At 71.9% G+C, this 20,026-nt stretch carries 17 protein-coding genes and 1 tRNA gene; 2 read left to right on the top strand and 16 right to left on the bottom strand.

From position 1 onward, the window contains the following. Position 1: 1 nt before the first annotated feature. The 5 genes from IS481_RS02100 to IS481_RS02080 form a co-directional block, all read right to left on the bottom strand. Complete coding sequence (locus IS481_RS02100) at positions 2-1,198, bottom strand: vWA domain-containing protein (protein ID WP_104358792.1); 1,197 nt, start codon at positions 1,196-1,198, stop codon at positions 2-4. Further along, entirely contained in the window at positions 1,195-2,085 is an 891-nt protein-coding gene (locus tag IS481_RS02095; protein ID WP_104358793.1) for an AAA family ATPase, read from the bottom strand. Before IS481_RS02095 ends, IS481_RS02100 begins: the two co-directional genes overlap by 4 nt. A 176-nt stretch (positions 2,086-2,261) precedes the next feature. Then, positions 2,262-3,053 (bottom strand): FAD binding domain-containing protein, encoded by a 792-nt coding sequence (locus tag IS481_RS02090; RefSeq protein WP_104358794.1) that lies wholly within the window; start codon positions 3,051-3,053, stop codon positions 2,262-2,264. A gap of 12 nt (positions 3,054-3,065) precedes the next feature. Further along, the gene (locus tag IS481_RS02085) at positions 3,066-5,441 is read right to left on the bottom strand and encodes a xanthine dehydrogenase family protein molybdopterin-binding subunit (protein WP_104358795.1); all 2,376 of its coding nucleotides are present in this window, start codon (positions 5,439-5,441) and stop codon (positions 3,066-3,068) included. Between the two features lie 16 nt (positions 5,442-5,457). Then, a complete protein-coding gene (locus IS481_RS02080; protein WP_104358796.1) occupies positions 5,458-5,958 on the bottom strand; it encodes a (2Fe-2S)-binding protein in 501 nt (166 codons plus the stop codon). Between the two features lie 176 nt (positions 5,959-6,134). On the opposite strand from IS481_RS02080, the gene IS481_RS02075 reads away from it, so the two are divergent. Then, positions 6,135-7,265, top strand: coding sequence for a helix-turn-helix domain-containing protein (locus IS481_RS02075; RefSeq protein WP_104358797.1), 1,131 nt, complete (start codon positions 6,135-6,137; stop codon positions 7,263-7,265). 94 nt (positions 7,266-7,359) lie between these two features. Here the strand turns inward: IS481_RS02075 and IS481_RS02070 are convergent. The 11 genes from IS481_RS02070 to IS481_RS02020 all read right to left on the bottom strand — a co-directional run bounded on the left by IS481_RS02070 (position 7,360) and on the right by IS481_RS02020 (position 18,989). Further along, positions 7,360-7,435 (bottom strand) — tRNA-Phe (locus IS481_RS02070). A 21-nt stretch (positions 7,436-7,456) separates the two neighbouring features. Further along, complete coding sequence (locus tag IS481_RS02065; RefSeq protein ID WP_104358798.1) at positions 7,457-8,170, bottom strand: response regulator; 714 nt, start codon at positions 8,168-8,170, stop codon at positions 7,457-7,459. Positions 8,171-8,176: 6 nt separating this feature from the next. Continuing rightward, entirely contained in the window at positions 8,177-10,468 is a 2,292-nt protein-coding gene (locus IS481_RS02060) for a sensor histidine kinase (RefSeq protein ID WP_104358799.1), read from the bottom strand. Positions 10,469-10,574: 106 nt separating this feature from the next. Then, positions 10,575-11,105, bottom strand: a complete 531-nt coding sequence (locus IS481_RS02055; protein WP_165908737.1) for a DUF4390 domain-containing protein — start codon at positions 11,103-11,105, stop codon at positions 10,575-10,577. A gap of 91 nt (positions 11,106-11,196) precedes the next feature. Continuing rightward, on the bottom strand, positions 11,197-12,540 hold the full coding sequence (rsmB, locus tag IS481_RS02050; protein WP_232529427.1) for a 16S rRNA (cytosine(967)-C(5))-methyltransferase RsmB: 1,344 nt from the start codon (positions 12,538-12,540) through the stop codon (positions 11,197-11,199). Positions 12,541-12,673: 133 nt separating this feature from the next. Continuing rightward, positions 12,674-13,945 (bottom strand): NAD(P)/FAD-dependent oxidoreductase, encoded by a 1,272-nt coding sequence (locus IS481_RS02045; RefSeq protein WP_104358801.1) that lies wholly within the window; start codon positions 13,943-13,945, stop codon positions 12,674-12,676. Positions 13,946-13,956: 11 nt separating this feature from the next. Beyond that, positions 13,957-14,268, bottom strand: coding sequence for a c-type cytochrome (locus IS481_RS02040; protein WP_104358802.1), 312 nt, complete (start codon positions 14,266-14,268; stop codon positions 13,957-13,959). 56 nt (positions 14,269-14,324) lie between these two features. Beyond that, positions 14,325-16,253, bottom strand: a complete 1,929-nt coding sequence (locus IS481_RS18255; RefSeq protein ID WP_232529425.1) for a M48 family metalloprotease — start codon at positions 16,251-16,253, stop codon at positions 14,325-14,327. 32 nt (positions 16,254-16,285) lie between these two features. Further along, positions 16,286-16,879, bottom strand: coding sequence for a LemA family protein (locus IS481_RS02030; RefSeq protein ID WP_104357640.1), 594 nt, complete (start codon positions 16,877-16,879; stop codon positions 16,286-16,288). 96 nt (positions 16,880-16,975) lie between these two features. After that, positions 16,976-17,686 (bottom strand): 7-cyano-7-deazaguanine synthase QueC, encoded by a 711-nt coding sequence (gene queC, locus IS481_RS02025; protein WP_104357641.1) that lies wholly within the window; start codon positions 17,684-17,686, stop codon positions 16,976-16,978. 22 nt (positions 17,687-17,708) lie between these two features. After that, complete coding sequence (locus IS481_RS02020) at positions 17,709-18,989, bottom strand: glutamate-5-semialdehyde dehydrogenase (RefSeq protein ID WP_232529423.1); 1,281 nt, start codon at positions 18,987-18,989, stop codon at positions 17,709-17,711. 393 nt (positions 18,990-19,382) lie between these two features. Here IS481_RS02020 and IS481_RS02015 point away from each other — a divergent pair, with 393 nt between their 5' ends. Further along, positions 19,383-20,012, top strand: a complete 630-nt coding sequence (locus IS481_RS02015; protein WP_104357643.1) for an energy transducer TonB — start codon at positions 19,383-19,385, stop codon at positions 20,010-20,012. Positions 20,013-20,026 lie beyond the last annotated feature (14 nt).

The following is a 20,026-nucleotide window of genomic DNA, read 5'->3' as shown; positions in this document are numbered from 1 at the left end:
TCTAGGTTCTACAGGTACGCAGGACGGCCGCCAGCGCCGCGGCCAGGTCCTGCAGCTTGCTCAGGTTGTGCACCGCGAGCATGCCGTCGGCCTTGCGGTACAGCGCCGCCGCGCCGCGCGCGAGCGGCTGGTAGCCCTCGAAGCGCAGCAGCGGGTTGAGCCAGAGCAGCCGGCGGCAGTGCCGGCGCAGCCAGTCCAGCTCGTGCTCCAGCGCTTCGGGCTCGCCGGTGTCCAGCCCGTCGGTGACCAGCAGCACCAGCGTGCGCCCGCCCACCAGGCGCCGGGCATGGTCGCGGCGCAGCGCGGCCAGCGAGGCGCCCAGGCGCGTGCCGCCGGCGAAGTCGTCGATCGCCTGGTTGGCCGCGGCCAGCATCGCGTCGGTGTCCGCGAGGCGAAACGCCGGCGTCAGGTCGGTCAGGTGCGTGCCGAAGGCGAACACGTCGCGCCGGCGCCCGCGGGTGGCCGCATGCAGGAAGGCCAGCAGCAGGCGCGCGTAGCGCTCCATCGAGCCGGACACGTCCACCAGCACCAGCAGCGGCAGCGGTTGCGCACGGCGCCGGCGGCGCAGCAGGCGCAGCAGCTCGCCGCCGTTGCGGCCGGCCTCGCGCAGCGTGCGCGACCAGTGCAGCGCGGGCCCGCGGGTGCCGGCCTGGGTGCGGCGGCTCGCGACCTCGGGCAGCGGCAGCGCGACCTCGCGCGCCAGCCGCTCGACCAGGCGGTACTCGTCGGCCGACAGGGCGTTGAAGTCGGCATGGCGCAGGCGCTGCTGCTCGCTCGCGGTCATCGCCGCGTCCAGCTCGACCTGGCGCTCGGACGAGGACTCGCCGCCGCGCTCGGGGGCCTGCGGCGACAGCGCCTCGCGCACGCGCGGGCGGCGCGCCGGCTCGGCATGCCCCGGCGTGCGCGGCAGCATCTGCGCCAGCAGGTGCGCGGCGACCTTGGGATCGCGGAAGTAGGCGTCGAACAGCTCGGCGAACACGGTGCGGTCCTGCTCGCGGCTGACCAGCGTGGCTTCCAGCGCCGCGGCCAGGTCGGCGCGCGACTCGACCCCCACCAGCGCGGCCGCCTCGCCCGCCAGCGCCAGGCGCGCGCTGTCCACCGGCACGCCGGCGCGCCGCAGGGCGCGGCCGAAGGCGACCAGGTTGTCGGCGAGCTTGCCACTGCGGGCGTCGCCGAGCGGGGCGGCGCGCGTGATCATGCGTCCTGCGGGGCCAGCAGCTCGGCGGCCAGGTCGGGCGTGAGCGCGGCCACGTCCTCGCGCTGCTTGAACAGGATGCCGGCGGTGTCGCTCACCACCTCGGGGTCCAGCGTCAGCGTGTCCAGCGCCGCGAGCGCGCGCGCCCATTCGACGGTCTCGGCGATGCCCGGCAGGCGCTGGAAGGCATCCGCGCAGGGCTGGCTGCGCAGGCGCGCGATGAAGTCGGCCACCTGCTTCGCGAGCTGCTCGCGCAGCTGCGGCACGCGGGCGCGCACGATCGCGAGCTCGCGCTCCCGGTCGGGGTAGTCGAGCCAGTGGTACAGGCAGCGGCGCTTGACCGCGTCGTGCAGCTCGCGCGTGCGGTTGCTGGTGAGGATGGTCACCGGCGGCACCAGCGCGCGCACCACGCCCAGCTCGGGGATGCTGACCTGGTACTCGCCGAGGTATTCCAGCAGGAAGGCCTCGAAGGGCTCGTCGGCGCGGTCCACCTCGTCGACCAGCAGCAGCGCGCCGGGCGGCGGCGACTGCAGCGCCTGCAGCAGGGGCCGCTTGATCAGGTAGCGCGGCTGGTAGACCTCGCGCTCGATCTCCTCGGCCGTCTCGGTGCCTTCGACCGCCCGCATGCGCAGCAGCTGCGCGGGGTAGTTCCACTCGTAGAGCGCGTCGCGGTGCTCGAGGCCGTCGTAGCACTGCAGGCGCAGCAGCTCGCGACCCAGCACCTGCGCCAGCGCCTTGGCCAGCTCGGTCTTGCCCACGCCCGGCTCGCCTTCCAGCAGCAGCGGCCGCTGCAGCTTCAGCGCGAGGAACGCCGCGGTGGCCAGGCGCCGGTCGGCGAAGTAGCCGACGCCCTGCAGCCGCTGCAGCAGGTCGTCGATGGAATCGATCACGTGCGGTCCGTCCTGTCTGGAATGAGTGAGGAAGTTGGCGGAGGCCCGCCGGCGCGGTGCCGGCCCGAAGCATGCTACTACCGCAGCAGGACCGCGGCCGCCCGGCCCGCCGCAGGAGACGGGCCGGGCCCCGGGACCGGCCAGCCGGCCCCGGGTGCAGCCGGCCGCGGGGCGCCTCAGCCGAGCGCCTTGGCGACGGCGCGCTGCGTCATCACGCTGATGAGGTTGGCGCGGTAGGCGGCGCTGGCATGGATGTCGCTGCTGAGGTCGTCGGCCGAGATGCTCACCCCGGCCGCGGCCTGCGGCGTGAAGTTCGCCGACAGCGCCTGCTCCAGCCCCTGGTGCCGGAACACCCCGTTGCCGCCACCGGTCACCGCCACCCGCACGCCCGCGTCGGTCTGCGCGACGAACACGCCGATCAGCGCGAAGCGCGAGGCCGGCTGGCGGAACTTGCAGTACGCCGCGCGACGCGGGATCGGGAACGACACCGAGGTGATCAGCTCGCCCTCTTCCAGTGCAGTGGAGAACAGCCCGGTGAAGAACTGGTCCGCCGGGATCGAGCGCTTGGTGGTGTTCACCGTCGCGCCCAGGCCCAGCACCGCGGCCGGGTAGCAGGCCGAGGGATCGTTGTTGGCCAGCGAGCCGCCGAGCGTGCCGAGGTTGCGCACCTGCCGGTCGCCGATGCCGCCGGCCAGGTCGGCCAGCGCCGGGATCGCGGCCTTGACCTCGGCGCTGCCGGCCACCTCGGCATGGCGCGTCATCGCGCCGATCACGACGGCATTGCCGTCGCGGCGGATGCCGGCCAGCTCGCCGATGGCGCTGAGGTCGACCACCTGCTCGGCACTGACCAGGCGCAGCTTCATCGACGCCAGCAGCGTCTGGCCACCGGCCAGCGGCCGCGCGCCGGCTGCCGCAAGGCGCGCGGCTTCGGCGGTGGAGGTGGGACGTTCAAGCTGGAATGCGTACATGGCGTCCTCCTGTCATTGAGCGCGGGCCTGCTGGATGGCTTCCCACACGCGCGCGGGCGTGGCGGGCATGTCGAAGTCCTTCACGCCCAGGTCGCGCAGCGCGTCGAGCACCGCGTTGATCACCGCCGGCGGCGCACCGATCGCGCCGGCCTCGCCGCAGCCCTTGGTGCCCAGCGCGTTGTGCGTGCAGGGCGTGCAGACCGTGCCGAGCTGGAAGTCCGGCAAGTCGTCGGCGCGCGGCATCGCGTAGTCCATGAACGAGCCGGTCAGCAGCTGGCCGGTCTCCTTGTCGTAGACGCAGTTCTCCAGCAGCGCCTGGCCGATGCCCTGCGCGATGCCGCCGTGCACCTGGCCCTCGACGATCATCGGGTTGATGATCACGCCGAAGTCGTCGACCGCGGTGAAGCGGTCCACGCGCACCTGGCCGGTGGCCGGGTCGACCTCGACCTCGCAGATGTAGGTGCCTGCCGGGAAGGTGAAGTTGGTCGGGTCGTAGAACGCGGTCTCGTTCAGCCCGGGCTCCAGCTGGTCCAGCGGATAGTTGTGCGGCACGTAGGCGGTAAGCGCCACCTGGGCGAACGGCACCTTCTTGTCGGTGCCCTTGACACGGAACTCGCCGTTGGTGAACTCGATGTCGGCCTCGCTCGCTTCCATCAGGTGCGCGGCGATCTTCCTGGCCTTGGCCTCGATCTTGTCCAGCGCCTTCATGATGGCCGCGCCGCCGACGCTGATCGAGCGCGAGCCGTAGGTGCCCATGCCGAACGGGATGCGGCCGGTGTCGCCGTGCACCACGTCGACGTTCTCGACGGGGATGCCCAGGCGCGCCGCCACCACCTGCGCGAAGGTGGTCTCGTGTCCCTGCCCGTGGCTGTGCGCGCCGGTGAACACCGTCACGCTGCCGGTCGGGTGCACGCGCACCTCGCCGCACTCGAACAGGCCCGCGCGCGCGCCGAGCGCGCCGGCGATGTTGGACGGCGCCAGGCCGCAGGCCTCGATGTAGCTGCTGAAGCCGATGCCGCGCTTGAGGCCCTTGGCCTCGCTCGCCTGGCGGCGCGCCTCGAAGCCCGCCACGTCGGCCAGCTGCATCGCCTTGTCGAGGCAGGCGACATAGTCGCCGGTGTCGTACTGCAGCGCCACCGGCGTCTGGTACGGGAACTGGGTGATCAGGTTGCGGCGCCGGATCTCGTCCTGCGACAGCCCCATCTCCCAGCCGCAGCGCGTGACCAGGCGCTCGAGCAGATAGGTCGCCTCGGGCCGGCCGGCACCGCGGTAGGCGTCCACCGGCGCGGTGTTGGTGAACCAGGCATCGACCTCGACGTAGATCTGCGGCGTGGTGTACTGCCCGGCCAGCAGCGTCGCATAGAGGATGGTCGGCACCGCGGTCGAGAAGGTGGACAGGTAGGCGCCCAGGTTCGCATCGGTGTGCACGCGCATCGCGAGGAACCTGCCGTCCTTGTCCATCGCCATCTCGGCGTGCGTGACGTGGTCGCGGCCGTGCGCGTCGGTCAGGAACGACTCGCTGCGCTCGGCGGTCCACTTGACCGCGCAGTTGAGCTGCCTGGCGGCCCAGGTGACGGCCACGTCCTCGGCGTACAGGAAGATCTTCGAGCCGAAGCCGCCGCCCACGTCCGGCGCGATCACGCGCACCTTGTGCTCGGGCAGGCCCAGCACGAAGGCCGTCATCAGCAGGCGCTCGACGTGCGGGTTCTGGTTGGCGACGTACAGCGTGTACTCGTCGCTGCCGCGGTTGTAGACGCCGATCGCCGAGCGCGGCTCGATCGCGTTGGGTACCAGCCGGTTATTGACCAGGTCGATCCTGGTGACATGCGCGGCCTTCGCGAACGCCGCGTCGACCTGCGCCTTGTCGCCGATGGCCCACTTGTAGCAATGGTTGTCCGGCGCCTCGTCGTGCAGCGCCGGCGCGTTGCGGGCGTCGCGCACGTCCACGCAGGCGCCCAGCACCTCGTAGTCGACCATCACCGCCTCGGCCGCGTTCTTGGCCTGTTCCACCGAATCGGCCACCACCATCGCGACCGGGTCGCCGACGTAGCGCACCTTGCCGATGGCCAGCACCGGGTGCGGCGGCTCCTTCATCGGCGTGCCGTCGGTGCTGGTGATCAGCCAGCCGCAGGGCAGGCCGTTGACCTTGCCGGCCAGGTCGGCGCCGGTGAACACCGCGCGCACCCCGGGCATGGACTTGGCCTGCGAGGTGTCGATCGAGTTGATCCTGGCGTGCGCGTGGGGCGAACGCACGAACACCGCGTAGCGCTGGTTGGCCAGCACGATGTCGTCGGTGTACTGGCCCGCGCCGGTCAGGAAGCGCGCGTCTTCCTTGCGCCGCAGCGCTTCGCCGATGTAGGGGAGCTTGGCGAAATCGGATGCACCCATGGTGTCGCCTCCTCCTTCAGGCCGTCGTGGTGGTGCCGGCCGCGGCAGGCGCCGAGGCCATCGCGGTCATGCCCTGGCGGACCGCCTTGACGATGTTGTGGTAGCCGGTGCAACGGCACAGGTTGCCGTCCATGTGCTCGCGGATCTGCGCCTCGGTGGCCTGCGGGTGCTGGCGCGCCAGATCCAGCGCGCTCATCACCATGCCCGGCGTGCAGAAGCCGCATTGCAGCCCGTGGCAGTCCTTGAACGCCGCCTGCATCGGGTGCAGCGTGCCGTCCGGCTGGGCCAGGCCCTCGATGGTGGTGATCTCGGCGCCCTGGTGCTGCGCCGCCAGCGTGTTGCACGACTTGACCGCGCGGCCGTTGACCAGCACGGTGCAGGCGCCGCACTGCGCGGTGTCGCAGCCGACGTGCGTGCCCGTCAGACGCAGGTGCTCGCGCAACGCGGTGACCAGCAGCGTGTGGGGAGGAATGTCGAGCGTCTCCTCACGCCCGTTGACCCTGAACTGGACCTGCATGCCTGTCTCCTTCCATGCGTTGTTGTGGGGCGCGTCCATTGTTCAAACTGCCCCCGCTCCCCCTTGACTAGGCGAAACCCTAGGTGGCGGCGCAGCAGGGATGGAAATTCTCAAAATGGAACAACAATGCAGGCGGGCCTTCGCCACCGGCCCGCGTTCCCTTGGGGGATCCACCGATGAGTGCATCGTCCGCCGTCGCCGACCGTCGCCTCCAGCAGATCGAGCTGGCCCGCCGCGCCGTGCTGTTCGAAGGACGAGGAGCCCCCGACGCCCTGGCCGGGCTGGGCGAGCGCGACTGGATCGAGCGCTCCTGGCGGCGCTGCCTGGCCTGGGGCATGCGGCCCGAGCAGCCGGTCGCCTTCGACCTGGTCCCGGCCCAGGCCGCGCGCCGGGCGCTGGACGCCAGCCACGGCCTGCTGCAGGCCGCGCGCCCCACGCTGCAGCGGCTGGCGCGCGCGATCGCGCACAGCCGCTACTTCGCGATCCTCACCGACGCGCAGGGCGTGGTGATCGGCGTGGACGGCCCGATCGACCGCAGCGACCGGCGTGCGCACCTGATCACCCGCATCGGCGTGGACCTGTCCGAACGCGCCGTGGGCACCACGGCGATCGGCGCGGCGCTGACCGAGCTGCACCCGGTGTGGCTGCACCGCGGCGAGCACTTCTTCCTCGACACCAGCGTCTACAGTTGCGCCGGCGCGCCGGTGTTCGGCCCCGACGGCCACTGCGCCGGCATGCTGGACCTGACCGGCATCGAGGCGCCCGAGCGCCCCGAGCTCAAGCACCTGGCTGCGCAGTCGGCGCGCGCGATCGAGAACGCGCTGGCGCTGGCCGTGCCGCACGCGCTGCTGCTGCGCCTGGCCTGGCCGGGCTGCGACTTCAGCGAGGACACCGACGGGCTGCTGTGCCTGGACGCGGAGGGCGGGGTCGTCAGCGCCAACCGCGCCGCGCGCGAGATGCTGGCGCTGCCGCCCGGTGCCCTGCCGCACTGCAGCGAGCTGTTCGCGCTCACCTGGACCCTCCTCTACGACGTCGCGCGCCACGAGGCGCCGCTGGAGGTGCCGCTGTGGTCCGGCCTGCGCCTGCAGGTGCTGGCGATGGCGCAGGCCGCCGCGCGCGCGAGCGGCCCCGTGCTGCTGCCGCGCCCGGCCGCCGTGCGCGACGTGCGCCTGCCGCTGAAGGACCTGGAAGTCGAACTGATCCGCCGCGCCGTGCGCGAGGCCCGCGGCAACGTGGCCGCCGCCGCACGGGCGCTGGGGGTGAGCCGGGCGACGGTGTACCGGAAGCTGGGAAGGAAGGCGCGCTAGCGCGCCTTCCTGTCCGAGGCCCAGCCCGCCGCGGCAGGCCCCGGCGATCGCACAAAAGAAAACGCCCAGCCTGTACAGGCTGGGCGTCCGGATCTGGTGGCCTAGGGCGGAATCGAACCACCGACACGCGGATTTTCAATCCGCTGCTCTACCAACTGAGCTACCAGGCCAACGAAGACCGAAATTATATATCAGTTTCCGCCGTTGCGCTTGTTTCGCGTGAGATCGACGCCGAGCTGCTTGAGCTTGCGGTACAGGTGGGTGCGCTCCAGCCCCGTCTTCTCGGCCACGCGGGTCATGCTGCCGTTCTCCTTGGCGAGGTGGAATTCGAAGTAGGCCTTCTCGAACGCGTCGCGCGCCTCGCGCAGCGGGCGGTCGAGCAGGAACACCTGCTCGGGCTGGGGCGCCAGGGCCGCGAGCGGCGCGGCCGACAGCGGGGCGCCGGCGGGCGCGGCGTGGTGGGACTCGACGCCGTACTCGCGCGCCGGCACGTGCAGCGGCGCGTGCGGGTGCGCCGCGGGCGCCGGCGCCGGGCGCGGGGCCTGGCGGGCCAGCCCCTGCTCCACCGCGCGCAGCAGCTTCTGCAGCGTGATGGGCTTTTCGAGGAAGGCCATGGCACCGAACTTGGTGGCCTCGACGGCGGTGTCGATGGTGCCGTGGCCGGACATCATGATGACCGGCATCGTGAGCTGGCCGTTGGCTCCCCATTCCTTGAGCAGCGTGATCCCGTCGACGTCGGGCATCCAGATGTCGAGCAGGACGAGGTCGGGCCGCTGCTTCTCGCGGTAGGCCCGGGCCTGCGCGGCGTTCTCGGCAAGATCGACCTGGTGCCCCTCGTCGCTCAGGATCTCCGACAGCAACGCGCGGATACCGAGTTCGTCATCAACAACAAGAATGGTGGCCATGCAGTCTCAACTCCCTGGGCCCGCGGCGACGGGCGCGGCGCCGTCAACGGAGGCAGGGCTGGGTGGGGCAATCTTCGAAAATGATATCGAAACTTGCGCGCCCTTCACGGCAGCGCCCGAGGCGGCCGCCGCCTGGACGCCGACGTTGCGGATGCGGATGCGCGCGCCGTGCTCGTCGACGATCTTCTTCACCACCGCCAGGCCCAGCCCGGTGCCCTTGGACTTGGTGGTGACGTAGGGCTCGAACGCGCGGTTGAGCACCTTCTCCGGGAAACCTGGTCCGTTGTCGGCCACGACCAGGTGCACCGCGCGCCAGCCGCCGTCCTCGGCGCGCTGCGCCTCGGTGTAGACCTTGACCCGCCCGTCGGGCTGCTCGGCGATCGCGTCCAGCCCGTTCTGCAGCAGGTTGTGCACCACCTGGCGCAGCTGGCTGGCATCGCCCAGGATGGGCGGCAGCCCCGGCGCGAGCTCGGCCTGCAGGTGGCCGGCCTCGATGGCCGAGCCGTACAGGCCGATCACCTCGGCCACCAGTGCGTTGAGGTCCAGCGGCTTGAGGTTGGCCGAAGGCAGGCGCGCATAGTCGCGGAACTCGTTGACCAGCTGCTGCATCGCGCCGACCTGGTTGACGATGGTGGCCACCGCCTTGGCGAGCATCTGCCGGTCCGGGCCTTCGAGCTTGGGTTCGAGCTTGTGCTGCAGGCGCTCGGCCGACAGCTGGATCGGCGTCAGCGGGTTCTTGATCTCGTGCGCCAGCCGGCGCGCCACCTCGCCCCAGGCGATCGAGCGCTGCGCCGAGACCACCTCGGTGATGTCGTCGAACACCAGCAGCCGGGCCTGCTGCGGCAGCCACGCCCCGCGCACCAGCAACGTGATGGGGCCGCGCTCGGGCAGCGCGTCGGGCGCCGGCTGCAGCTCGAAGGACTGCTGCCAGTGGTCGCGCTCGCCCGCCTCGTTGCCGGCGATGTGCAGCTCGAACAGGCGCGCCACCTCGGCGGCGAAGTCCTGCAGGTTGGGCACGTCGGCCAGCGGCCGGCCGCGGTAGGCCGCCACCGGCAGGCGCAGGATGCGCGTCGCGCCGGGGTTGACGGTCTCGATGGTGTCGTTCGCGTCGAGCACGATCACGCCGGCGGTCATGTTGTCCAGGATGGTCTGCAGGTGGGTCTTGGCGGACTCCAGCTCCATCAGGCTGCGCTGCACCAGCGAGCGCGCGTCGGACAGCTGCTGCGTCATGTCGGCGAACGAGCGCGTCAGCCCGCCCAGCTCGTCGCGCGAGGCGAACACCTGCTTGGGCGTGAGGTCGCCCTGCGCCACCTGGCGCATGCCTTCGGCCAGCAGCAGCAGCGGGCGCGCCAGCTGGTTGCCCAGCGTCACCGCGAGCAGCACGGCGCCGAACACGGCGAGGAACAGCGACAGCGTCAGCGTGCCGACGTACATGCGGCGCAGGCCCTCGCGCGCCAGCGCGCGCTGCTGGTAGTCGCGGTAGGCGGCCTGCACCGCCTGGGCGTTGGCCGCCAGCGTCTCGGGGATCAGCTGCGTGACCAGCAGGTAGCGGTCGCCCTCGGCCAGGCTGAAGCTGCTCGACGGCACGTGCGCCAGCGCGCGCACGCGCGGCGGGCCGGCATCCTCGTCCAGGCCCTCGATCTGCGCGACCACCCGCTCGCTGCGCGCCTGGCGCAGCTGGGCCGCGGTGAAGCGGTCGGGCGCCAGTGCCAGCGTCTCGCGCCGGATGCCGACGCTGACGATGGGCTGCCCGTTGGGGCCGAGCAGCGCCGCGTCCTGCGCCGAGAGCTGGTCGCGGATGCGCTCGATGGCCAGCGCCAGCGCGGCATCGCGGCCCTCGCTGGCCAGGCGCTCGGCCGAGGCGCGCGTCTTGTTCGCCAGGTCCGCGACCAGCGTGTCCAGCGTGACGCGGCCGAGGTTGAGGCCCGCATCCAGCGCGGCTTCGACCTCCACGTCGAACCAGCTCTCGATGCTGCGCGTGACGAACTGGTAGGACACGGTGTAGATCACCAGCCCGGGGATGACGCCGACCAGCGCGAAGATGCCCGCCAGCTTGGCGAGCAGCCGGCTGCCGAACTTGCGCCGCCGCAGCCGCAGCAGCAGGCGGGCGCCGGCGATCACGATCACCAGTGCGAGCACGGTCGCGACCGCGACGTTGACCCACAGCAGCCACTCGAAGTGCTGCTCGTACAGGCGCCGGTTGTTGGTCGACAGCGCCAGCAGGAAGACGAGCACCAGCCCGCCGCCCGAGATGGCGACGAGCGAGATGATCCAGGCCCAGCGGGTCGCTTTGGTCACGGCGTCGTGTTGCGGGAAAAGTCAGGCATCTTGCCACCGGCCCCTCCGGGCGGGCCCCGGCGGTCGACGCCGGACCCTGCCGGCAGGGTGGGCGTGCGCTCGGTCGTCACGTCGGATCGTCCATCACCACGGTGCTTTCGGCCGAGAGGTCCCACTCGGCCTGCCCGCCGATGCCGATCTGGAACGGGCGGGGCAGCTGCGAGGTGTCGAGCCGGAAGCTGAGTTCGATGTAGTGCCGCTGGCCGGGTTCGAAGCTCGCCAGGTCGGCGATGCGCCAGCGCGCGGTGCGCTGGATCGCGAACAGGGCCTCGCCCAGCGTGTCGTAGTGGTGGTTGAGGCTGCCGAAGCTGACCCGGTAGCGCCGCGTCAGCGGCTGGTAGGCCAGGCGCCAGGTGCGGGTCGCCTCGGCGATGACCTGGTCGCGCCAGTACCAGCGCGAGCGCAGCACGCGCGCCTCGGCCTCGAAGTGCAGCGGCACGCCCTTGAGCAGCGCGTCCTCGACGCTGCGCGGCAGCTCGAACTCGGCCGTGAAGCTGAGCACCAGCCCGTCGTCGGTGCGGCCCAGCTCGACCTCGCGCAGGTCGATGCCGGCCGCCCGCGCACACAGCGCGCACCACCAGCCCAGCAGCAACAGCACGGCCGCGCGCCACCACCGCCCGCGGGGGCCGGGGCGGCAGGTGTGACGAAGGGGCAGGTCTGCGCTGTGCACGATGTCGGGTAGCTGTTTTCTAGTCCGGGCGTTTCCGGAGCAGGGCGTAATAGAAGCCGTCGTGGGCGGCCGTCCCCTGCCCCGGCGCCGTCGCCGCTGCCCCATTGTCGGGCAAGGGCAGCGCATGACCGGGCGACGGCAGGAGCCGGGCCTCGGGCGTGCGTTGCAAAAACGCGTCGATCTGTTGCTGGCCTTCGGCGCGGAACACCGAGCAGGTGCAGTACAGCAGCCGCCCGCCGGGCCTGAGCAGGGGCCACAGCGCGTGCAGGATGTCACGCTGGACGGCCGCCAGCTGCTCGATGTCGCTGTCGCGGCGCAGCCAGCGCACGTCCGGGTGGCGACGCACCACGCCCGAGGCACTGCAGGGCGCATCCAACAGGATCGCGTCGAACGGCCGGCCGTCCCAGAAGGCGTCCGGCTGGCGGGCATCGGCCGCCTTCAGCTCGGCGTGCAGCCCGATGCGGCCGAGGGTCTGGCCGACCCGCGCCAACCGCGCCGGGTCGCTGTCCAGCGCCAGCACGTCCAGGTCGGCCAGCTCCAGCAGGTGCGCGGTCTTGCCGCCCGGCGCGGCGCAGGCGTCCAGCACCCGTGCGCCGGCCGGCAGCGCGTCGTCGCCCGCGCCGACCAGCAGCGGCGCGGCCCATTGCGCGGCCAGGTCCTGCACCGAGACGTCGCCCGCCTCGAAGCCGGGCAGGCGCTGCACCGGCACCGGCTCGTCCAGCTGCACCGCGTAGGGGCCGACGGCGCGTCCGGCCAGGCCCGCCGCGCGCAGCCGTTCGAGGTAAGCCTCGGGCGTGCCGCGGCGCGCGTGCACGCGCAGCGTCATCGGCGGGTGCTCGCCCGCCGCCTCGCACAGCGCCTGCCAGTGCTGCGGCCAGTCGCGCCACAGGCGGCGCAGCCACCAGGACGGGTGGTTCCAGCGCGCCACCGGATCGGCGTCGGTACGCTGCACCAGTGCCTCGCGCTCGCGCAGGAAGCGCCGCAGCACCGCATTGACGAAGGCGACGTGCGCGCGCTCGCGCTGCTTGGCCGCCTCCACCGCCTGGTCGACCAGGGTGTGCTCGGCGTACGGCGCCGCCTGCGCGTCCCACACCAGGGCCAGCGCGGACAGCAGCAGCGCGTCGACCCAGGGTGGCGGGTCGCGCCGGGCCAGCTGCTGGCGCAGCGCGCGGGCCCGGCCGAGCGAGCGCATCACCTGGAAACTGAGCGCCTGGGTGCCGGCGCGCGCCTCGGCCGGGCAGGCGGCCAGCGCATCGGTCAGCGACTGGCCGGCGCGCACGGCACGCACCGCATCGGCGGTGTGGGCCAGCAGGCGCGACAACGGCAGGGAGGCGGAGGAAGGAGGCGGGGAAGTCGGATTCACAGGCCGGCTAGTCTAGGCGACTCCGCGGACGTCCCTTTTCGCGATGCGCAAGCGCGGTGCGGGCGTTCGCCCAAAGAAAAAGGCCGCTGTCGGCAGACAGCGGCCCGGGTGGCCTGCAACGAGGCGCGTCGCATCAGCCGAGGGCGTCGGACCAGATGTTCTGCGCCCAGTTCCAGGCGTAGATGCCTTCCAGCTCGGTCGGGCCGGGCGAGACGCCGCCGGAGCCCGCGACGGTCTTGAAGGTCTTCTCGGCCGCCACGTACTCGTGCACGCTGGCCACGTGGATGACCTTCTTGTCGTCGACGAAGCTGTAGCAGGTGTTGTTCACCATCGGTGCGGGGTTGATCTCCCAGCCGTTCAGCTCGGCGACGATGGCCGCGGCCGCGACCTTGGCATGCGAGTTGGCCATGTGGCCCGACTTCGGCATGCCCGGGGCGAGCTGGATCGAGTCGCCCAGCACGTGGATGTCCTTGGCCGCGGTCGACTCGAAGTTCAGGAAGTTGACATGGCACCAGCGGCCGTTGGCGTTGGCCAGTCCGGTGTCGACCGCGATGCGGCCGGCGCGCATGGTCGGCAGCACGTTCAGCACGTCGGCCTTCACGTCGTCGCCCACCTCGAACTTGACGGTGTTGGTCTTGTGGTCGACCGCCACCGCCTTGTGCTGCGGACGGTACTCGATGATGCCCTTGTACTGCTCGGCCCAGACCTTCTTGAACAGCGGCCCCTTGGAGGTGACGTCGGGGTTGGCGTCCAGCAGCAGCACCTTGGAGCGCGGCTTGGCGGCCTTGAAATAGGCCGCGACCTGGCAGACGCGCTCGTACGGGCCGGGCGGGCAGCGGTACGGGGCCTCGGGCACGGTCAGCGCGTAGACGCCGCCGTCGGGCATGGCCTCGAGCTGCTTGCGCAGCGCCACGGTCTCGGGACCGGCCTTCCAGGCCTGCAGGATGCGGCCCGCGTCGTGGGCCTCCTGGAGGCCCTCGATGCTGTCGAACATCAGGTCGATGCCGGGCGACAGCACCAGCTTGTCGTAGCCGATCGTCGCGCCCGAAGCCAGCACCGCGACCTTCTTCGCCGGGTCGACGCGCGCGACGCTGTCGCGCACCACGGTCACGCCGTGGCGCTTGCGCAGGTTGTCGTACGGGACGGTGATGTCCGCGATGGTCTTGCTGCCGCCCAGCACCAGGTTGGAGATCGGGCAGGAGACGAAGGCGCTTTGCGGCTCGACCAGCACCACGTCGATCTGGTAGTCAGACAGCAGGCGCACGTACTTGGCCGCGGTCGCGCCGCCGTAGCCGCCGCCGACCACCAGCACCTTGGTCTTGGACGGGGCGGACGTGGTCGCGCAGGCCCCCAGGCCCAGCACGCCCAGCACCGCAGCGCCTTGCAGGAAGGAACGTCGTTGCATCTGGGGCCTCCTCACTTCTTCTGCGCCGCAAAGTAGGCGGCCATGCGTTCGATCTGTTCGTCGCTGTAGCCCTTGGCGATCTGATGCATGATCGTCGCCTGCCGGGTCCCGGACTTGAAGGCCTTCATCTGCTCGAGGAAGTAGGGCTGCGGCATGCCGGCCAGCGAGGGGACGGCAGAACCCTCCACCGTGCGGCCGGCCGTGCCATGGCAGTTGGCGCAGGTGGCCGCAAGGCTGCGCGTGTACAGCGCCTGCGCGTCGGACGCCTGGGCGGCGCCGCCGACGAGCATCGCCGCGACGGCGATGGCGGGTAGAGCTTTCATCGTGCGTTCTCCATTGTTGTTCGATCTCCTGCAAGCGTGGCCCGCGGGGAGACGGGTCACGATGCGCCCACTTCGACCTCAATGTAGCGGTCGGCCACCGCCCTGGGGCTAGGGATGTCCAGCAAGAGCGCGACCAGCCGGAAGGCATCGGCCGCCGCCTCGCTGAGCCGTCCGCCGGGCGCCAGCTGCTGTGCCGCCTCGACCCAGGTGCGCAGCAGCACCGGCCGTTGCATGGCCGACAGTGCCGCCACCCCGTCCAGGGCAGCCACCAGCGCATCGGCATCGGGGGCACGCCATGCGGGCGCCGGCCGGTCGGCAAACAGCGCACGCATCACGGCCCGGTACCACAGCGGCGCCTGGTCCGCCCGAGGCCCTTCGGTCGACGCGGGATCGATGATTCTCGCGAGGAACGCCGTCAGCGCAGCAACTTCTTGAGACAAATGAGCTATATCGTTCTTCCCTGTAGCAATAGGTTGCTCGACCGGCCGGCCGCTGAGCAGGTGCCGCATCGCCAGCCACAGCAGGCGATCGAGCGGGCTGGCGTGCCCGTCGGCCCCCATCATGCGGCGCGCTGCCTCGAGCAGCGCGCGCCGCTCGGCCACCGGGCGCTGCGCGGTGCGGCGCAGCATCAGCTCCAGCACCGGCAGGCGCGCGGCATGGGTCAGCGCGGCGATGTCGGCCCGCACCGCGGCCGCCACCGGGATGTCGGCGGTCTCCACCTCCCAGGCCTTCTGCTCGCGCTCGTTGCCGGGGCTCATCAGCAGCGTCAGCACCGCGGCCTTGCGCTCGCCGGGCCCCTGCCAGCGGCGGATGCGCGCCAGCGCCTCGCGCTCGCGCGCCAGCGGACCGTCCTCGGCCGGGACGGGGGCCGCCGCGCCGGCAGCGGCGGCGGCCGGCGGCGCGGACGCCGCCCGGGCGTCGCCCGCCGGCACCGCGGCAAACGCCAGCGCGGGCAGCATGGGCTGGGTGTCGGGCGCGGCGTCGTCCTCGGCCGGCAGCACGCGCGCGGGCAGCGGCCCGGCGGGATAGCCGTAGATGCGCCGGATGCGCTCGGCCAGCGGCGGGTGGGTGGCGAACCAGGCCCAGCGCAGCCGCGAGACGAAGAACAGGTGCGACAGGCTCTCGGCATGGGCGTTGTGCCAGCCGTCCTGGCGCCGCCAGGCCTGGTCGGCGATCTTGCGCAGCGCGCCGCCGATGCCGGTGCTGCTGCGGGTGTACTTGACCGCCGAGGCGTCGGCGAGGAATTCACGCTGGCGCGACACCGCGGCCTTCAGCAGCCGCCCGGCGATCCAGCCGAGCGAGCCGACGGCCATCAGCCCGAGGCCGAACAGCAGGCCCGGGCTGCGCCGGCCCACCTCGTCGGGCTCGACCAGCGAGTGGCCGAAGTTGTAGACCATCTGCAGGCCCCAGACGAGGCCGACCAGGCGCATGTTGAGCCGCGTGTCGCCGTGCACGAGGTGGCTGAACTCGTGCGCCACCACGCCCTGCAGCTCGTCACGCGTGAGCCGCTCCAGCGCCCCGCGCGTGACCGCGATCACCGCGTCGTCGAGGTCCCAGCCGGCGGCGAACGCGTTGATCGCGTCCTCGCGCGGCAGCACGAATACCTGCGGCGGCTTGACATTGCAGGCGATCGCGACCTCGTCGACCACGTTGAGCAGCCGCTTCTCGTACAGGTCCTGCGGCTGGCCGTGGGGCTCGCGCAGGCCGCGCCCGCCGGCCAGCTGCGCGACGTGCACGCCGCCCGCACGCAGGCGCAGCATCTCGAACCAGCAGCCGCCGAGCACGAACAGCAGCACCAGCGCGGTGTTGGTCTCGAAGAAGAAGCGCGGGTACCCCGGGATCCAGGGGAAGGTGAAGCGGTAGATCAGCGCCAGCACGCCGTTGACGGCCAGCACCAGCAGCACCAGCACGCCCGCGAACAGCAGCAGCAGGCGCCGCGTCGTGGTCTGCGCGGCCTCCTGATGCTCGCGAAAGCGCATCGCCATCGGCGTTCACCCGGCCGGCCGCGGCACGCGGCTCAGAACTGCACGCGCACCGGCTGGCGCTCGACGTCCTGCGTGGTGGACTGCAGCATGCCGGCTTCCTTGAAGCCGAACAGCCCGGCGATCAGGGTGGTCGGGAACTGCTGCGCCGCGTTGTTGTAGTCGAGCGCGGCGTCGTTGAAGGCCTGGCGCGCGAAGGCGACGCGGTTCTCGGTGCTGGTGAGTTCCTCGGAGAGCTCGCGCAGCGTCTGGTCGGCCTTGAGCTCGGGGTAGTTCTCGACCACCGCCATCAACCGCCCGAGCGTGCCGCCCAGCGTCTGCTCGGCCACCACCAGCGCACCGATCGCGCCGGCATCGGTGGGCTTCGCGCGGGCATGGTCGGCCGCGTTGCGCGCCTGGTTGCGCGCGGCGATCACGGCCTCCAGCGTCTCGCGCTCGTGCGTGACGTACTTCTTCGCCGTCTCGACCAGGTTCGGGATCAGGTCGTAGCGGCGCTTGAGCTGCACGTCGATCTGCGCGAAGGCGTTGGCAATCGCGTTGCGCAGGCGCACCAGCCGGTTGTAGGCCCCCACGCCCCAGAACAGCAGGACCGCGATGACGGCCAGGGTGACGATCTGCGTGGTGTCCATGAGCCCTCCTTCTCGTGCACGCGACGGGTCGTGACCGCGACTCTACGACAGGCGGCGCGCGGTCCACACGCCGCGGGGGCGCAAAAATTCCGCAAATCAGCGGGAGAGATAGGCCTCGTGGCCGCGCCGGCGCAGCTCGCAGGCCGGGCACCGGCCGCAGCCGTAGCCCCACGCGTGGCGCTGGCTGCGCTCGCCAAGGTAGCAGGTGTGGGTGTGCTCGGCCACCAGATCGACCAGTGCCTGGCCGCCCAGCTGCTCGGCGAGCGTCCAGGTCTGCGCCTTGTCCAGCCACATCAGCGGCGTCTCGATCACCAGCGGCTGGTCCATGCCGAGGCTGAGCGCGACCTGCAGCGCCTTGAGCGTGTTGTCGCGGCAGTCCGGGTAGCCGGAATAGTCGGTCTCGCACATGCCGCCGACCAGCACCTGCGCGCCGCGCCGGTACGCCACGGTGGCGGCCAGCGTCAGGAACAGCAGGTTGCGCCCGGGCACGAAGGTGTTGGGCAGGCCGCTGTCGGCCATCTCGATCGCGCGCTCGGAGGTCAGCGCCGTGTCGGAGATCTGCCCCAGCAGCCCGACGTCGAGCAGGTGGTCGTCGCCGAGCTTGCGGTCCCACGCCGGGTCAAGCCGGCGCATCGCCTGCAGCACGCGCGGGCGGCACTCCAGCTCGACGCGGTGGCGCTGGCCGTAGTCGAAGCCGATGGTCTCGACGCGCGCGTATCGCTGCAGCGCCCAGGCCAGGCACACGGTGGAGTCCTGCCCGCCCGAGAACAGGACGAGCGCGGCGCGCGGGTCTTCGGAAGCAACCATCCCGATGCGTCCTGGCGCGGGGTCAGCGGCGCACTTCGCCCTGGCCCAGCACGACGAACTTCAGCGAGGTCAGGCCTTCCAGGCCCACCGGCCCGCGTGCGTGGAACTTGTCGGTCGAGATGCCGATCTCGGCGCCCAGGCCGTACTCGAAGCCGTCGGCAAAGCGCGTCGAGGCGTTCACCATGACGCTGGACGAATCCACCTCGCGCAGGAAGCGCATCGCGTTCGGGTGGTTGGTGGTCAGGATCGCGTCGGTGTGGTGCGAGCCGTAACGGTTGATGTGGGCGATGGCTTCGTCCAGGCTGTCGACCAGCTTGATGCTGATGACGGGCGCGAGGTATTCCTCGTACCAGTCCTGCTCGGTGGCATCGGCGAGCTTCGCACCGGCCACGCCCTGCAGCAGCGCCTTGGCGCCGGCATCGCAGCGCATCTCCACGCCCTTGGCCGCGAACACCGCGCCGATGCGCGGCAGGAAGGCGGGCGCGACCGCACGGTGCACCAGCAGCGACTCGGCCGCGTTGCAGGGGCTGTACTTCTGCGTCTTGGCATTGTCGGTGACGGTGACCGCCAGCTCCAGGTCGACCTCGGCGTCGACATAGACGTGGCAGTTGCCGTCCAGGTGCTTGATCACCGGCACCGTGGCCTCGCGGCTGATGCGCTCGATCAGCGACTTGCCGCCGCGCGGGATGATGACGTCCACGTACTCGGGCATCGCGATCAGCCGGCCCACCGCCTCGCGGTCGGTGGTCTCGACCAGCTGCACGCCCTCGGCCGGCAGGCCGGCGGCCGCCAGGGCCTGCTGCACCAGGCGCGCCAGCGCGAGGTTGGAATGGATGGCCTCGGAGCCGCCGCGCAGCACGCAGGCGTTGCCGCTCTTGATGCCCAGCGCCGAGGCCTCGATGGTCACGTTCGGGCGGCTCTCGTAGATCATCCCGAACACGCCCAGCGGCACGCGCATCTGGCCGACCGTGATGCCGGTCGGGCGGCGGCGCAGGTTGGTCATCTCGCCGACCGGGTCCGGCAGCGCGGCGACCTGTTCGCAGTTCTGCGCCATCTGCTCGACCACCTTGGGCGTGATGCGCAGGCGGTCGACCATCGGCGCGGCCAGGCCGTTGCGCTCGGCGGCGGCGATGTCCTTGGCGTTCTCGTCCTGCAGCGCCTGCGCGTGGTCGCGGATCAGCGCCGCCAGGCGCAGCAGGGCGTCGTTCTTCGCAGCAGTGGAGGCCGCGGCCATGCGGGTCGCCGCGGCACGCGCCGCAGCACCCACCTGGGCCATGTAGGCCTGGATGTCGGTGGCAGTCATGCGGCGGATTGTCGCAAAGTGCGCGCGCCACCGCCGGCGCGGGGTCACCGCGGAGGCGGGATGTCGACGCGCCCTGCCACCCCCCTCCATGACGGGCCGACGCGCCGGTCGTCGCGTCGGCATCAAGGTGTTGGAACGGGTGCCGGGGCGACGGCCCGCCGTGGTGGCCACACTGACACACCACGCTCCTGCGCTCCGCCAGGGCACGCGGCGTCCGGGGCGAGGCAGGAACGTCTATAATAAGAATCGTTCTCATTTATCCATCCCGCCAACCCTGATATGCCAGCAAGCCTGACGTCCCCGCCGCCGCCCGGTGCCGGAGGCCCTTCGCGCCGGCGAGACGCGTCGACCGGCAGCGAACTGCCCCCGGCAGCGCGGGCCGCGGCGGCCGGCGTGATCGTCGCCGCCCACATCGCCGCCGGATGGGCCCTGCTGCAGCTGGCACCCGTGCGCCAGGCCATCGGGGCCTCGATCCCCCTGTTCGTCGACCTCATCGAGCCGGCGCCGGTCCCGCCGCCGCCGGCTCCCGTGCCGCCGCCGCCCGCCCCGGCGCCCCGGAAGGAGACCCCGAAGAAGCCCGCGCCGGTGGTGGCCGCACCGCCGCCGCCCGAGCCGGCTCCGGCCCCGTTCGAAGTGGAAGCGCCGCCACCCGAGCCACCCGCCCCGGCCGAGGCGACCGAACCGGTGGTCGCGGCCCCCGCGGCAGAGCCGGCCCCGCCGCCCCCGCCTGCGCCGCCCAAGACCGTGCTGGCCAGCGAGGTGCAGTACCAGAAGGCGCCGGCCATCGTCTATCCGCTGACGTCGCGCCGGCTGCGCGAGGAAGGGATGGTGACGCTGCGCGTGCTGATCGACCCGCAGGGCCGACCCGCCCGGATCGAAATCCACAAGTCGTCCGGCTTCCAGCGCCTGGACGACGCCGCGGTGTCGGCCATGCGCTCGGCCCGCTTCAAGCCCTACATGGAAGACGGCCAGCCGCTGGCCGTGTGGGTGCAGACCCCCATCCGATTTGCCCTGGAGAACTGAACGTGAACCCGAAC

Origin of the sequence: Caldimonas thermodepolymerans, from assembly GCF_015476235.1 — a bacterium.
Taxonomy (GTDB): domain Bacteria; phylum Pseudomonadota; class Gammaproteobacteria; order Burkholderiales; family Burkholderiaceae_C; genus Caldimonas; species Caldimonas thermodepolymerans.
Note: the sequence above shows the minus strand (reverse complement) of the source record. Positions and strands in the feature narration are given on the sequence as shown.

What these genes read in the sequence shown, in the direction of transcription:
- IS481_RS02030 (WP_104357640.1), bottom strand. Translation starts at nt 16,879, where the DNA reads ATGGACACCACGCAGATCGTCACCCTGGCCGTCATCGCGGTCCTGCTG.
- IS481_RS02085 (WP_104358795.1), bottom strand. Translation starts at nt 5,441, where the DNA reads ATGGGTGCATCCGATTTCGCCAAGCTCCCCTACATCGGCGAAGCGCTG.
- IS481_RS02080 (WP_104358796.1), bottom strand. Translation starts at nt 5,958, where the DNA reads ATGCAGGTCCAGTTCAGGGTCAACGGGCGTGAGGAGACGCTCGACATT.
- queC (WP_104357641.1), bottom strand. Translation starts at nt 17,686, where the DNA reads ATGGTTGCTTCCGAAGACCCGCGCGCCGCGCTCGTCCTGTTCTCGGGC.
- IS481_RS02100 (WP_104358792.1), bottom strand. Translation starts at nt 1,198, where the DNA reads ATGATCACGCGCGCCGCCCCGCTCGGCGACGCCCGCAGTGGCAAGCTC.
- IS481_RS02045 (WP_104358801.1), bottom strand. Translation starts at nt 13,945, where the DNA reads ATGCAACGACGTTCCTTCCTGCAAGGCGCTGCGGTGCTGGGCGTGCTG.
- IS481_RS02065 (WP_104358798.1), bottom strand. Translation starts at nt 8,170, where the DNA reads ATGGCCACCATTCTTGTTGTTGATGACGAACTCGGTATCCGCGCGTTG.
- IS481_RS02040 (WP_104358802.1), bottom strand. Translation starts at nt 14,268, where the DNA reads ATGAAAGCTCTACCCGCCATCGCCGTCGCGGCGATGCTCGTCGGCGGC.
- IS481_RS02075 (WP_104358797.1), top strand. Translation starts at nt 6,135, where the DNA reads ATGAGTGCATCGTCCGCCGTCGCCGACCGTCGCCTCCAGCAGATCGAG.
- IS481_RS02020 (WP_232529423.1), bottom strand. Translation starts at nt 18,989, where the DNA reads ATGACTGCCACCGACATCCAGGCCTACATGGCCCAGGTGGGTGCTGCG.
- IS481_RS18255 (WP_232529425.1), bottom strand. Translation starts at nt 16,253, where the DNA reads ATGGCGATGCGCTTTCGCGAGCATCAGGAGGCCGCGCAGACCACGACG.
- IS481_RS02090 (WP_104358794.1), bottom strand. Translation starts at nt 3,053, where the DNA reads ATGTACGCATTCCAGCTTGAACGTCCCACCTCCACCGCCGAAGCCGCG.